The sequence below is a fragment of the Blautia sp. MSK17_66 genome, from assembly GCF_020538025.1.
GTDB lineage: Bacteria > Bacillota > Clostridia > Lachnospirales > Lachnospiraceae > Blautia_A.
This window is the reverse complement of the sequence record NZ_JAJBNQ010000021.1, coordinates 68297-81890: the sequence shown is the minus strand read 5'-3', so window position 1 is coordinate 81890 and position 13594 is coordinate 68297. Positions and strand designations below refer to the sequence as shown.

12 protein-coding genes are annotated in these 13594 nt (G+C 38.6%); 3 read left to right on the top strand and 9 right to left on the bottom strand.

The window, feature by feature from the left end; genetic code table 11:
* Window positions 1–118: 118 nt before the first annotated feature.
* The 8 genes from LIR34_RS12160 to LIR34_RS12125 all read right to left on the bottom strand — a co-directional run bounded on the left by LIR34_RS12160 (window position 119) and on the right by LIR34_RS12125 (window position 9831).
* Window positions 119–2101, bottom strand: a complete 1983-nt coding sequence (locus LIR34_RS12160; RefSeq protein ID WP_173902868.1) for an alkyl/aryl-sulfatase — start codon at window positions 2099–2101, stop codon at window positions 119–121.
* A gap of 168 nt (window positions 2102–2269) precedes the next feature.
* Window positions 2270–2953, bottom strand: a complete 684-nt coding sequence (locus LIR34_RS12155; protein ID WP_330659937.1) for a LytTR family transcriptional regulator DNA-binding domain-containing protein — start codon at window positions 2951–2953, stop codon at window positions 2270–2272.
* Window positions 2954–3115: 162 nt separating this feature from the next.
* Window positions 3116–3697 carry a hypothetical protein gene (locus LIR34_RS12150; protein ID WP_173902870.1) on the bottom strand — a complete coding sequence of 194 codons (582 nt, stop codon included), beginning with the start codon at window positions 3695–3697 and terminating at the stop codon, window positions 3116–3118.
* Window positions 3698–3808: 111 nt separating this feature from the next.
* Window positions 3809–4222: a hypothetical protein gene (locus LIR34_RS12145; protein WP_173902871.1), complete on the bottom strand. Its 414-nt coding sequence runs from the start codon at window positions 4220–4222 to the stop codon at window positions 3809–3811.
* 289 nt (window positions 4223–4511) lie between these two features.
* Window positions 4512–5447, bottom strand: coding sequence for a hypothetical protein (locus LIR34_RS12140; protein WP_173902873.1), 936 nt, complete (start codon window positions 5445–5447; stop codon window positions 4512–4514).
* Window positions 5448–5458: 11 nt separating this feature from the next.
* Entirely contained in the window at window positions 5459–6550 is a 1092-nt protein-coding gene (locus LIR34_RS12135; RefSeq protein WP_173902874.1) for an AAA family ATPase, read from the bottom strand.
* A 12-nt stretch (window positions 6551–6562) separates the two neighbouring features.
* Window positions 6563–7822 carry a DUF262 domain-containing protein gene (locus LIR34_RS12130; RefSeq protein ID WP_173902875.1) on the bottom strand — a complete coding sequence of 420 codons (1260 nt, stop codon included), beginning with the start codon at window positions 7820–7822 and terminating at the stop codon, window positions 6563–6565.
* A gap of 278 nt (window positions 7823–8100) precedes the next feature.
* Complete coding sequence (locus LIR34_RS12125) at window positions 8101–9831, bottom strand: S8 family peptidase (RefSeq protein WP_173902876.1); 1731 nt, start codon at window positions 9829–9831, stop codon at window positions 8101–8103.
* Between the two features lie 184 nt (window positions 9832–10015).
* Between LIR34_RS12125 and LIR34_RS12120 the strand changes: the two genes are divergently transcribed.
* The 3 genes from LIR34_RS12120 to LIR34_RS12110 all read left to right on the top strand — a co-directional run bounded on the left by LIR34_RS12120 (window position 10016) and on the right by LIR34_RS12110 (window position 12041).
* Window positions 10016–10309, top strand: coding sequence for a hypothetical protein (locus LIR34_RS12120; RefSeq protein WP_161285315.1), 294 nt, complete (start codon window positions 10016–10018; stop codon window positions 10307–10309).
* Between the two features lie 349 nt (window positions 10310–10658).
* Window positions 10659–11243, top strand: coding sequence for a manganese efflux pump MntP (locus tag LIR34_RS12115; RefSeq protein WP_173902877.1), 585 nt, complete (start codon window positions 10659–10661; stop codon window positions 11241–11243).
* Between the two features lie 156 nt (window positions 11244–11399).
* A complete protein-coding gene (locus LIR34_RS12110; protein WP_173902878.1) occupies window positions 11400–12041 on the top strand; it encodes a GDSL-type esterase/lipase family protein in 642 nt (213 codons plus the stop codon).
* Window positions 12042–12106: 65 nt separating this feature from the next.
* Here LIR34_RS12110 and LIR34_RS12105 read toward each other — a convergent pair whose 3' ends face one another.
* A complete protein-coding gene (locus LIR34_RS12105; protein WP_173902879.1) occupies window positions 12107–13393 on the bottom strand; it encodes an MATE family efflux transporter in 1287 nt (428 codons plus the stop codon).
* Between the last annotated feature and the right edge of the window lie 201 nt (window positions 13394–13594).

Here is a 13594-nt window from a genome sequence, read left to right as displayed (position 1 = left end):
GCTTCCGCCTACTCCATTCTCCCCAGCATAGCTGGGGGATTAGGCTTTTCATTTACAATTACCCTGCGAACTTATAGAAACGGACATACCTGCATCAACAGGCATGTCACAATAGTTACTATGGTTCAATAATATTAAAATATTTATACTCTGACGAAACAGTAACCGCATCCATCAATCGTGTCAGGCAGGTCTCATCACCCTCCTGTTCGATTAAAGCAGCAACATTCTCTGCGTTTTTCTGAACAACAGACAACAGTCCGGCACATTTTGTAGTCCATGTTACACCTGCATCCGGATCCTGTGTATCCTTCTGATAAAGAAGTACGCCATTTTTCACGCGGAGTAAATAATTGCCTTCCGGCAATATAATATTTGCTGTAAAGGTCAGATCCGAAATCTTCGTCGTATCTACAAAAATTCCCAGATAATCCAGAATCATATCCGGTGTCATATGTAAGAAAACATCACCGTTACCGTTACTTCGCGTTGCATCATCGGTATTTGTACCATTTCGTAGTTCCTGTGCAGCACAAAGGTAAGCACTGCGCCATGGACCTGATTCTGCCTGATATCCCAATTGCTCCAATGCATCTGCACACAGATAACGTGCATCCGTATTTTCCGGATCAGCAAAAACCAGCGTATTGGTAATCTGGGCTACCCACTGATATTCTCCCTTGGCAAAATCTTCTTTTGCTTTTTCAAGAACCGCATCTGTATCACCGAAATATTCTACCAGCTTTTTGGCATAATCCGATGGTGTAAGTTCAGCAAGATGGACAGGATTACCATCATACCAGCCCATGTATTTCTCATATACTGCCTTCGAATTATGAGAAACTGTACCGTAATACTGACGGGTATACCAGACTTTCTCCAGTTCCTCGGGAAGCTGGATCATATTGGCAATCTCTGTTTCCGTATAACCTTCATTAATATAAAGTAATGTCTGGTCGTTAATAAACTTATATACAGCTGCAGTATTGGTCATATATTTCTGAATAATGTCATTTCCCCAATGTGGCCAGTTATGGGACTGGAACACCACCTCTGCCTTATCACCATAAAGAGACAGAGATTCCATGATGTACTCTGCCCATGCGTTTCCGTCACGCACCTGGGCTCCGCGGAGTGTATACAGATTATGGAGTGTTCCTGTACAGTTCTCAGCCATCCATAAAGCATTTTTCGATCCAATCCAGAAGTTCATCTCTGTCGGTGCTTCGGTGCCCGGAGTAAGCTGAAATTCAATTTCCACTCCGTCAATGGTATGCTTCTCACCAGTTTGTGTAATTTCAAGTGTAGGAGAAATATAACTTGTGTTGCCCTTGGACTGTCCCATACCAATACCAATGGCAAGGGATCCTGTTTCACCACCCTCAAGCATTGTTCCATACTGGTAACTTGCTCTTCGTCCCATAGCAGTACCTGCATAAATATTCTCGCTGACAGCATACTTCTCAAAGCTTTCCGGTGCAATTACCTGCACATTACCGGCTTGTACCTCTTCTTCTGAAACAATTCCCTTGACTCCACCGAAATGATCAACATGGGAATGGCTGTAGATCACTGCCTTTACAGGAAAAGAGCCTAAATTCTCTTCCACCAGGGCAAAAGCCGCCTGTGCACACTCTATACTCATCAATGGATCTACTACAATCCATCCTGTATCACCTTTTATGAATGTGACATTGGACATATCATAGCCACGCACCTGATAAATTCCATCGGTTACTTCAAAAAGGCCATAAATATGATTCAACTGTGTGTTTCTCCAAAGGCTGGGATTCGCTGTATCCGGAGCGTCCTGATCCAGAAAAGCATATGCCGTCTGACTCCATACAACCTTCCCGTTCTCATCACAAATATCCAGAGTATCCGGAGAAGCAAGCAGACCTTTGGTCGCGTTCTCAAACTCCGCAGTATCCTCAAAGTCCAGCAATGCATAAACTTCCTGATTTGCGTCAATCGTATACTGGGTGGCCGGTTTGCTTTCCGCTGTTAATTCTGATGCTGCAATTGCGGTCGAACTGCTACAGACAGTCATGGTAAGTGCCAATGCGGCGGCAATCAAAGTACTTACTTTTTTTCTTTTCATGATATCTTTCCCCCTTTATCTTATAAAAAATTCAAATATTTTCTGCTGCCTAATACTTTCTCCTGGCTCGCTTCGTAATTTGTTTATATAATAAAATATCGCTTTATTCCAGTCAATAAACATGGAACAAAACGACATCCAAGCGGCTTAAAGCGACATATCTGTTAGCTATTTTGTACGATTTCTCAGATATGTATCCCATATTTTATGGACATTATTACTACTGTCAACTGCCTTAATCCTATCCAGATCAAACAAGATACAGCCACAATGTCCCTTAAAGGTAGGAAAACAGATTACTTTCAGGTTGGTGTCTATCTCCGGGCTATAATCCATAAGTTCCAATACTTCTCCATAAAGTGCCGAACGTTCATAACTTCGCAGCCATTTCGAATCCATATTGGAAAACAAACTGCCAAAGGATTTTCCCAGCAACTGATTCAACGAAAGCTTTTCTAATCTGGCAAGTTCCTGATTTGCATAACGGAAAATCCAGTCTACTGCATGACTTTCTTCATTAAACACCATTTCTATGTCCGTAAATGCAATAGGCAGATATTCAAAAGAACTATAATAACGTCGATATTCTTCTTCTGTAGCCGGAATACCTCTTTTTCCCAAAGCATTAATCATTCTTTTCTGCTTTTCCTGAATCTCGGCCACTATTTGTTTTTTCTTGCGGACAGTATACAACAATTCTTCTCCATTGCTGAGATCTACCGTATCTGTCACATCATGAATCGCTTTTACAGACACAATACAGCCTCTATGTATTTTTACAAAGTCTTCTTTCAATAGTCCTTCCAGATCTTTCAAAGTAGCTCTCGTCTCATATACGCTTCCCCCCCACAATATGAATCTCCGCAATTTTTCCGTGCATTATAATATAAAGAATCACATCCGAATCCAAAGTTACATTTTTTCTATCTGAAATTATATTAATAAGTCCCATTTTCGTTATCCTCACATCCAGTTTTGAGCATCACTGCACTCATTATATCAGTTTCCATCTTTCTATTGAATGATTTTCCAGTATCCCTTTCGGTCAGATTCTACTCTTATACCATAAGATGTAAAACTCATTCTGTCATTAAAAATTTCAAAAACAGGTGGTATCTCTCTTGTAAAATCAGAATGTACAATTGAGTTTATCACTGCTTCACGCATTAAAATGGGTGCAATTAAATTTTTCTCCATTCTCTTGGTATTCGTTACCTTTGCTCTGGTTACATTTTCGATTTTTAACTTTTCCAATACTTGATGTGTAGCCTTAATCAAAGAACAATAACCATATTCTTCATTCTCAATCAAATCTACTTTGTCCGTTCCAGCATATTTTGCAACCTTAATAGATACTCCATTTTCATCAGCAAGCAAATATGCAACATAATGAAACTTACCCTCAGGAGTTAAAAGTTCCAGTAAATTTACAAACTTTTCATTCAGTTCCAATCCTCTTTTCTGATAATATATCTTCAATTGTGCAAAAGTAAAATCCGGTCTGGGAGATGTAATATTTCGCAATGTATTATGAATTCTTTTGCTATAAAGATCATCAGGCATTGCAGTTGGCATTGGTTGAGATGATGTCCCCATTCTTGTAAAGCAACCACTTCTTTTTCCAGTTTATCATTCAATTCCACTTTAAATTCTATGCGATTACTTTCTTGGAGCATTCTTTTCCCCCTTTATACTAATTACGAATATCTATTTACACATTTTTTTAATTTCTTCTATAGACTCTCTTAACATTCTGACCTTTGTTATAATTATAAAGTCATCACTGTCCAAACCCAAAACATTAATTGACCCCAGCTTACTTATTAAGTCATCTTCCATCTTATTTAAGGTACGATAAATTTCCTTTTTCATCTCTGTATCATTATTAGCTTCTACACTATTATCAATATGATTTATATCTTTTGCATATAAACCTCTCTCAACCCTTACAATATCTTTCGTATCCATTAATTGTCCAATTGCTCCCGTTATCTGATTTCTTGTAACGTCCTTCCCACTTTTTTTAATTATATAATTTTTAAAATCAGCGGCAGTATACATTCCACACGTTTTAACACACTCTTTTATCAGAATTTTTACTTCAGCTGTTGTTATTTTCATCTTACATTTCTCCATTTTCGTTACTTTGTTTATTATTCGTTAATTTACTTAATTTTAAAACATTCATTTTTCTTTTCATTATTATACCATAATTTTGTATTTTCCTCAATACGCTTTTTTTATAGCAAACTACTTTCCAAACACAACCGCCCCGAGGATGTCCAGTCATTGCTACAAAAAATATGCGGTTTTTTTGCCACGAAAATGGCTTAAAACCGCATATTTCTGTATAGAAGACGTTATATAATTGTTACAAAGTAGGTGGGAAGGATGTAACGTCATTGCTACATTAAATGGTCGAAAATTTTGGTGTTGGCAAATGCTTTCCTATATATCCAACAATTCCCACCCTATGTTCCGGGTCTGGTAAAAAATGTATTCTGCCTGGATAGTTTCCAGGAAAACTTATATGCCAATAAAAATATTCTTCTTTTCCATATGGTGTTACAAATTTTCTACACTCATTTAATTCTTTATCTTTCTTCACAGACTCGGATTCTGTTCTGCATCCAAACCCAACTTCATTTTTATCAAACACTCCTTCGTATGTTGCAAAATAATCCTCTAAAATCTGGATTCTTTTCATGATAGTTTGAATTTGTATTGAAACACGAGCTTCTTCTAATTGCCTTTTCACCTCTTTGCAAAAAATCAAATGTGGATATAGTTGTTCTCTTTTTTCCCATAACTCAGTTCCTGAAGAAATAATTAATGACTGTCGTTTTCTTTCACTTGTAATCAATTGATCTACATGATCTAAAATTCCACAATTTCTTACTTTAACTGCTTCATCTTCTTCGGCATTAATGGATATATATTTTCCCTCCATCCATTCCTTTTCCCATAATTCAGATGATAACAAACTAACTATGTAGCTATCCCATTCATATGCCATTAAAGCACCCTTAGCAGAAATAGAACCTTCATTTTCTAATTCTACAATCAGTTCACTCTCAAGAAAATCTCCTGTTTCTATTCTATGTCCTCTCTGAATCAGAGATCTAAAAAACTGCTTATCTTTTTGAGGCACATTTCGATCTTTCAACCAATCATATACCGTATATTCATTAGCAATTTCTTCTGTCATTAATTCATCCGTATAGTAGAAGTCATTGTCCTTATTCCTATGTTTCAATTCTTGGCACACTTTTAAAAAGCCCGAAAATTGCTCAGTTAATGGTAATTTTGCAACCTGTTGTTTCAAAGAAATCTCATTAAATACCATTTATATTCCTCTTAAAATAATTCATCAATTGCTTTATCCCACTCATCAAAAAAACCCTCCGGCCAATTCGATAAACTGCCATCTTCTAAAATTTCCGGAGATGTTTTTTCATGTTTTTGAATTCCTTCTTCTGATAAGTATTCATAAAAATAGTTTATTTTTACCTTATCAGATGATATCTTTTTATTGCGAACACTTAATCGAATTCCATTTAAAACATGATCGCTATGTGTTTCCATAAAAATTTGGACACCATTAGCAGCAGCTAAAGCAACTAATTCACCAATTTTTCTCTGACCACGTGGATGTAAATGTGCTTCTGGATTCTCAAGCACAAGTATATCTCCCTCTCTGGCACTTAATAATGCAACAATAATAGGTAACGAATATGAAACTCCAAATCCCATGTTTAATGCATTTGTAGATTCTTCTCCTAAACTGTTACTTGTCGAATATCTCACGCCCATTAAATTCACATCTAAATAAGGAATTACATTTACCTTTATATTTGGCGAAATTTCTGATAGCCACGCATTTATCTGCAATTCAAGTCGTTCACTTGTTTCTGAACTATGCTTCATATTTGGATAAACTTTTACGTCACTCCCCTTCTCATACAAGCATACTGCGGTTTTTTCACCTTTCACTCCAATTTCTGAATGCAAAGAATTTTCATTTTCTATTGTGTCATAATAACGGCGAGGTCCCAATCTTTCTGCCGATATATACTCAAATTTTTTTGTAAGAAATGAATCTCTTTCAAATAAAGGTTCCTGACTTTCTGAAATCAAATTTCCAACTTTATCATACTGACACATCCATTTATGATCATTTTCCTCTACTTCTATAGAAAGCACATCATCTTTTCTAAACCAATACATAATATCAGTTTGGGTTCCCAGTCCAACATAGGATCCATTAAGGATCAAACGCTGATTTTCCAAACAATTATTTTTTTCATATGTTTGTCGCAATAATAACAATGCCTGAATCAATGTCGATTTTCCCATGCCATTAATACCTGTAAATAAATTCAATTCTCGACATGTAACATCAATTCGCTCAAAACATTTAAAGTTTTTTAATGAAATTTTTTCAATCATTCTAATTCCTCTTTAAATAAATTCATGGATCAATTCATCAACTGCTCTGATACGTGCGTATAATGCTTTTTTATCTGGAACTTTTAACAAATATAAATACTCTTGAGACGCACATAATTTCATATATTCTTTTTGCACTTTTTCTTTTTTCTTTTCTAACTGCTCTACTATCTCTGGGGTCAATGTTTTAAATACATAGCACCACGACTCAAAGATTACCTTATTAATTGGTCTTCGTCTTCCATCCTCACATATTTTTCTAAAACTGTTATTTCCCATTACTGCAAACATAGCATTCATAACAAAGGTAAATTCATTCTTTATTTCTCTAACACACATCTCGTCAGCATGATTAAGAAATTTCATTCCTTCATTTAAGAACTCATCTATATTTCCATTATATAATTGTAAATCCAAATAACAAAATGAAACATACCTAAGAACAAATTCCCGGTCCAGCATCCTTTCACTTTTTATGCTTCCCGCAGTTGCATTAATAAAACATTCTAATTTTGAGCACTCTTGTAAAAACTCTGTTGCCTGCCCTTGAAATAAAGCATTTCTTATTTCCTGAGGTTCAAGCATTAATCCCCCTGTATTAATCCTCTTAAAAATATTAAATTTAACATTTTCTGGTGTAGATGGATTAACTAGATAAACATTGATAACCGTTTCATCTATTCTCCTTTGAAACATTCTTGGTAATCTATCATAATTACATCCATTCAATTCCGGGAAAAATTCTAATTCTTGTAACTTTAAGCTTTTATCTACAACAAATTCTTTTAAAGTTGATACTCGCTGTAAACCATCAATAATTAACCACTCATCCTCATCAGTAGCATCAAAATAAAATGCTGGCAAAGGAATTCGCAAAAAAATTGACTCCAGCAATTGGCTTTTTTGTCTTTTACTCCACAATCCAGCTTTTCTTTGAAACGATGTATCAAATTCAATTTCTTCATTTTGTATTCTCTTTATTAATGCATCCAACGTCATAGGTTTCATGGTAATGCTTATTTTAGAAGGATCAAAAGGTCTAATCCGTTCACCTTCACATGAATATGCCGTAATATCTGGTTCAACATCCCCTTCTATCATTGTAATTCCTCTGTCTTCAAAATATCTCATTGCCTTCGCATAATCTATTTTTTCCGAATCTATTACCATATATACCAAGTTTAGATTAATATTATTCCCTTGTTCTTTAGCCAGCTCAACTAACTTTTCTAATTCTTCAATATCCTTTTTTTTAAGTGTAGTATCTTCCATTTACTCGCCCTCATTCAAACCATCAAATTCTATAATGCATAGCATATTTCCAGTTTTATACACAATATTTTATCTTATGTAACTTTAAAGAGCAATCAAATCCTTCTATATTTTATAACTATTTTCCATTCCATCTTTACTCTCCCAGTATCATACATATATATTTCCTAGACATATTCTTTCGCTATCTCTCGATTTTCATATCCTAAACTTTTTCTTACAATCTTTTATTTAATATATGAGAAATATAATCTACAGCACCTGCTCCCATTTATTTTTCACTCCTGAGGGAGACTTTGTACTATACACAACCACCCCCACCCTGTACTCGCATTTGGATATTGTTCAAACCCGGGCAGGGGCTGGGCACCACGCCTTAAATATGCTTTTACCTTCTCACCCCAAAGAAACGGATCATTTTTCCTGACAATTCCCCATTCCATCATAAGTGCCGCTGCTCCGGTGACGAAGGGCACTGCAAAAGAAGTTCCGGTCACGCCTGAATAACCGCCTCCTGGTACCGGAGCTGTAACATCCACGCCCGGAGCAACAAGATCCGGTTTAAAATACACTAGCTGTTTTCCGCCCCGGCCTGAAAAATCTGCAAATGCATTCAGCCTGGAATCGTATGCTCCTACTGTAATCACTCTGGCCGCTGTTGAAGGGATTGTCAGTGTTTCTTCCGCTATCGGGCGATAAAATCCGGTCACTGGGTTCAGGATATTTCCGCCAGGAAGCCACAGATTATAATTTCCTTCTTTGATGCGTCTGCCATGCAGATACAGTTTCCAGATTCCACTTGTAAGATAAGTTCCTGTCGGAATAAACTCAAAATAAATCTCCTGTGTCACCTGAAAAGGCCCCGGCTTCCCGTAGTAGATCAATAAATCTGTCTCCCCAGCACGGTATCTCTTCGTGCCGATCTTCTCAGAAAGTCCCGGTAATTTTTCACCGGATGGCGTTTCTATAGAAATTTCAATTTCATCTGCATAGGTTTTCCATAACTGTAAATTTAATGTTGTCTCATAAGGTCCAATACTCATCTCTATCATTTCTATCTGTCCCTGCCGGAGTTTTCCGGCTGTATGGATCCTGTCATTTCCGTTATTTCCAGTTCCGACACAGATGACAGAACGCCCTACATTCGCCACATTGCTGATATATGTTTCCAGCAGAGAATCTCCCCGATGTGATCCATAATTATTTCCAAAACTGATATTGACAGCAATCGGTCTTCCCATCTTCACTGCCTGTCGTACCAGATAATCAATCCCTTCCATCAGTTCCGTTGTGCGTGGAAATGAATTTTGCCGTGCATTTCCCATCTTCACGACCAGAAGATCACTCTTGTACGCAATGCCACGGTTCACCCCATCCAATGCTCTCCCATTTCCCGCCGCGATTCCAAGCACTGCCGTCCCATGTCCGCTGGAATCCCTGGTCGGAACAAGATGCCTGCCTTCGGTTTCCCCAAATGCAAGCGCCTCATCAATTTTATCTTTCGTATATTCAGTTCCTCTTATGTAACCTTCCGGCGGATTTCCGGGTATACTCTGATCCCACAGTTTTAAGATCCGACTGCTGCCATCCTCATTTCTAAAATCCGGGTGAAAATAATCCACACCAGAATCCACAACCCCAACCAGAATCTCCTCACCTGTCAATCCATCATTTCCTGCCTGCACAGGCAGTATGCAGCTCGCTGCTCTCTCCTCTAAAGTCTCAAAGTAAAGTCTTTTCGGTTTTTCAATAAACTCAATCTGTTCTCTGTTTGAATATGCATCAATCTCTGATTCTGGCAAAGTCACTATCGCATAACCTCCGAGCAGCGACACTACCTCGATCCCCACTCCGGCAAGTCCACTCTCCGGACCGCTGTATTTTACGATCACATCCCACCGTCTGGTCTTCGGATCATATCCCACGTTCAGATTTTCTGATTTTTCCCTTTCCTTCGGTGTAGCATCCATAGACAAATTTAACAGATTATCGACTTTCTGATCTGGCATTGCTGTCTCATTTCTGTTTCTGCATTTATTTCAGTATATGCATTTTCTCTTACCCATAATTATTGAGTAAAGTAAAATTTTACATAGATTTTTCATTACTCTGCATTCGCATTTTACACTCCCTCTCTATAATAAAGATAAATCAAAAAAACAATCACTTTTGATTAAGAAATGAGGGATTACAATGTATAAAACTTTATGGAATCATATTAAAAAACATACAAAGAAACATACTACCGCATCCGTTTTTCTTCCTCTTCTGGTAATCGGATGGACAGTTGCCGGCCTCCTTACAGGTGCACTGATCTGTCCGTTTCTCCAGAATGCCACCACACTTGTCAGAGCAACTGTTATTCTCTGTTCCGGTGGATATGCAGGACTGATCTTTGGATTTTTTGGCGGTATCTTCTATATCTACCGCGGTACTGTAAAAAAATCCACTCACGCGGTTTCCTTTCTCCAGCCAGAACATAATTAAGAACTGCCATTATAGCAGTTCTTTTTTTCTGTCTGTTAATGAAAAAAATTATTGACAGCCTCCCATGCATTTGTTATAGTAGGTGCAATCTGATTTTAGGGAAATTACGTGAGGGAGTAATTTGCACGAAAGAATGTGTGATTTGTCAACATACTGGTATTTTGGGTTGCTGTGAACAAAACGAACAGTAACTGTTTTGTACCTGGCAAATCTTAATGAATGAGACTCATGTATGCAGTAAGGCAGTACATACAGGACTTTTGCGTCTGTACTGTTTTGCTGCATACGTGGGTCTTTTTGTGTGCTCAGATACTTTCTTAACGAAAAAAAGAAAAAGGAGAGCTTAACTATGTTAATGTTTATTGAATTGTTTCTACTGGGTATCGGTCTTGCCATGGATGCTTTTGCAGTTTCCGTCTGTAAGGGACTTGGAATGCGCAGGCTCAACAAGAAGCAGACCCTCATCATCGGTCTTTATTTCGGTGGATTTCAGGCATTGATGCCGCTTATTGGCTGGCTCCTCGGCAGTCAGTTCCAGAAATATATCACCAGCATTGACCACTGGATCGCATTTATCCTGCTCAGCTTTATCGGCGGCAAAATGATGATCGAGGCCATCCGGGAATGGAACGAAGAAGAAACCGTCGACGTCATGGATGCACCTCTCGATCACAAAAATATGCTCGTTCTCGCTGTTGCTACCAGCATTGACGCACTTGCCGTCGGTATCACCTTCGCCTTCCTTGATACTCCGATCATAGAAGCAATCACCATCATTGGAATCACGACTATGATTATCTCCATTATCGGAGTTGTTGTCGGAAACTTTTTCGGAAGCAGATACAAAAGTAAAGCTGAGTTTATCGGTGGTCTGATCCTGGTCCTTCTTGGTCTTAAGATTCTTCTTGAACATCTCGGTATTCTTGTTTTCTGATAGTTCCATCACATACAGTCCAGATTCATAACATCGTATGAACAGGACTGTATTTTTTTACGATCATTATTGACATTTCATGAAAAAACATTTATTATTATAACATATTTATTCGGTATGTTTATATGGTTTTATTTGATTAAGGAGTGTGATCTCATGAATATCTTATGCTTTGGTGATTCTAATACCTGGGGATATAAGCCGGATAAAACCGGCCGATTTGACGAAAATACAAGATGGACTGCTCTTCTTCAAAAAAAGCTTGGTCCAGCATATCATATTATAGAAGAGGGACTTTGCGGAAGAACTACCGTCTTTCATGATGAACTCCGTGAAGGCCGCCGCGGACTGGATATGATCGGTGTTACTGTAGAGATGCATGATCCTCTTGATCTTGTGATCATCATGCTCGGAACCAATGACTGCAAAACCCGCTATGGTGCTTCTGCCAGTGTGATCGCAAAGGGCCTTGATCAGGTAATCCGTAAGGCACGGCTCAATGCATCTCAGCATTTTGACTTGCTTATTATCTCTCCGATCCATCTTGGTCATGGTGTGGGAGAACCGGATTTTGATCCGGAATTTGATGAAAAATCTGAAGCAGTTTCCAGAAATCTCGCAGATGAATACCGCAAAGCTGCACTTCAGAATCATGCCGCTTTCCTGAATGCTGCTGATTTCGCTTCTCCAAGTATAACCGACCGTGAACATATGGATGAAAAAGGACATGCCGCACTGGCTGATGCGGTTTACGATAAGATCATCGCACTTGGGAAAGGGCTTGCCAACGTAATCTGATTTACTACAAATAAAATTAACCGCAAGAGATTTGCGTAAACAGAATCTCTTGCATATTCTCTTGTTTACCTGTTTTCTTTGTGTTTTGATAAAATCAGGATGACCACAAAGGTGAGCATCTCAGATGCCAGGAATGACAGCCAGACACCATTCATTCCCAGAAGCTTTGCGAGCACAATCGCACAGACTGCGATTGCAACAGCACCTCGAAGCAGTGATCCGATGATCGCCGGACGTGCACTTGCAGTTGCTGAAAAATATGCCACCAGCATGATATTTACTCCGGCAAACAGAAATCCAAGGAAGTATAAGCGCAGTCCTGTATGTGCATATTTCAGAAGAAGCAGATTATTTTCACTGTTAAAAGCCGCAACAAATGGATCTGTAAATATCCATACCAGAATAACCATCGCCACTTCTACTACGATCACACTGGTCAATGCCCAGCGAAGAAGTTTTTTTACCTGACCGTGCTCACCTTTTCCAAAGCTTTCACTGATCAATGACTGTGTTCCCTGTGCCATTCCGTTCGTGATCGCCATTCCTACAAGTGACATATTTGCAACAACACCATAGGCTGCAACTCCGGTACTTCCGGTAAGCCCAAGAATCAGCATATTAAATATAAAGGTGATCACAGCCGAAGAAATTTCTCCTACAAAAGCCGACACACCAAGCTGACAGCATGAGATCAGATGACGCACAGACAGCTTTTTCCATCGGAAACCAACGCTGCATTTTTTGCTCATATAATGCGTGGAACATATCAGCATGGTGACAACCGGGCAGAATGCCGTTGCAAGTGCAGCGCCGGAAAATCCAAGCCCCATCGGGAAAATAAAAATATAGTCAAATACTACATTGAAGACACTTCCGGCAAGAGAACCAGCCATTACCTTGGAAGTTGCATTGTCATTTCTTGCAAATGCTGTGACGGTATAATTTGACATGAAAAGCGGTGCCACAATAAGGATGATACGCAGGTACGTCTTACCCAGTTCAACCAGTCTGGCATCTGCCCCAAGAAATGCCAGACATTTATCCGGAGCAAAGATTCCTGCCAGCACAAACGGAATACTGAACAGCACACTCCAGGCAATTGACTGTGTAAAGTAGTGGTCTGCCGCCTCTCCTTTGGCTTTGCTGATTCCATATCTCGTCGCCGATCCAATCCCGATCATTGCTCCGATTGCATAGATCAGACCGAATACCGGAAGAATCAGATTGAGAGCTGCCAGTCCATCTGCTCCCGAAGCATATGCTATAAAAAAAGTGTCCGCAAGAATATAAACTGAAAGTCCAATCATTCCTGCAACACTCTGCAATACATATTTTGAAAATCTTTTTAACATTATCTTCTCCTCATTTCACAGATTATCTTCTGCATTATAGTAAAAAGTTCCGTAACTGTTCAGTACCCTCACAGTTACGAGTCAAAATGCATTCCAAATCACCTTCGGTGATGGCATTTTGCCTTATATGTCTCGGGATTTTGGCAAAAAATGTGCCAAAACGCCTCGCGGGATACTACCTTCTGAATAGTCATAAAGTTC

What these genes read in the sequence shown, in the direction of transcription:
- LIR34_RS12160 (WP_173902868.1), bottom strand. Translation starts at nt 2,101, where the DNA reads ATGAAAAGAAAAAAAGTAAGTACTTTGATTGCCGCCGCATTGGCACTT.
- LIR34_RS12150 (WP_173902870.1), bottom strand. Translation starts at nt 3,697, where the DNA reads ATGGGGACATCATCTCAACCAATGCCAACTGCAATGCCTGATGATCTT.
- LIR34_RS12145 (WP_173902871.1), bottom strand. Translation starts at nt 4,222, where the DNA reads ATGAAAATAACAACAGCTGAAGTAAAAATTCTGATAAAAGAGTGTGTT.
- LIR34_RS12140 (WP_173902873.1), bottom strand. Translation starts at nt 5,447, where the DNA reads ATGGTATTTAATGAGATTTCTTTGAAACAACAGGTTGCAAAATTACCA.
- LIR34_RS12135 (WP_173902874.1), bottom strand. Translation starts at nt 6,550, where the DNA reads ATGATTGAAAAAATTTCATTAAAAAACTTTAAATGTTTTGAGCGAATT.
- LIR34_RS12130 (WP_173902875.1), bottom strand. Translation starts at nt 7,822, where the DNA reads ATGGAAGATACTACACTTAAAAAAAAGGATATTGAAGAATTAGAAAAG.
- LIR34_RS12125 (WP_173902876.1), bottom strand. Translation starts at nt 9,831, where the DNA reads ATGCCAGATCAGAAAGTCGATAATCTGTTAAATTTGTCTATGGATGCT.
- LIR34_RS12120 (WP_161285315.1), top strand. Translation starts at nt 10,016, where the DNA reads ATGTATAAAACTTTATGGAATCATATTAAAAAACATACAAAGAAACAT.
- LIR34_RS12115 (WP_173902877.1), top strand. Translation starts at nt 10,659, where the DNA reads ATGTTAATGTTTATTGAATTGTTTCTACTGGGTATCGGTCTTGCCATG.
- LIR34_RS12110 (WP_173902878.1), top strand. Translation starts at nt 11,400, where the DNA reads ATGAATATCTTATGCTTTGGTGATTCTAATACCTGGGGATATAAGCCG.
- LIR34_RS12105 (WP_173902879.1), bottom strand. Translation starts at nt 13,393, where the DNA reads ATGTTAAAAAGATTTTCAAAATATGTATTGCAGAGTGTTGCAGGAATG.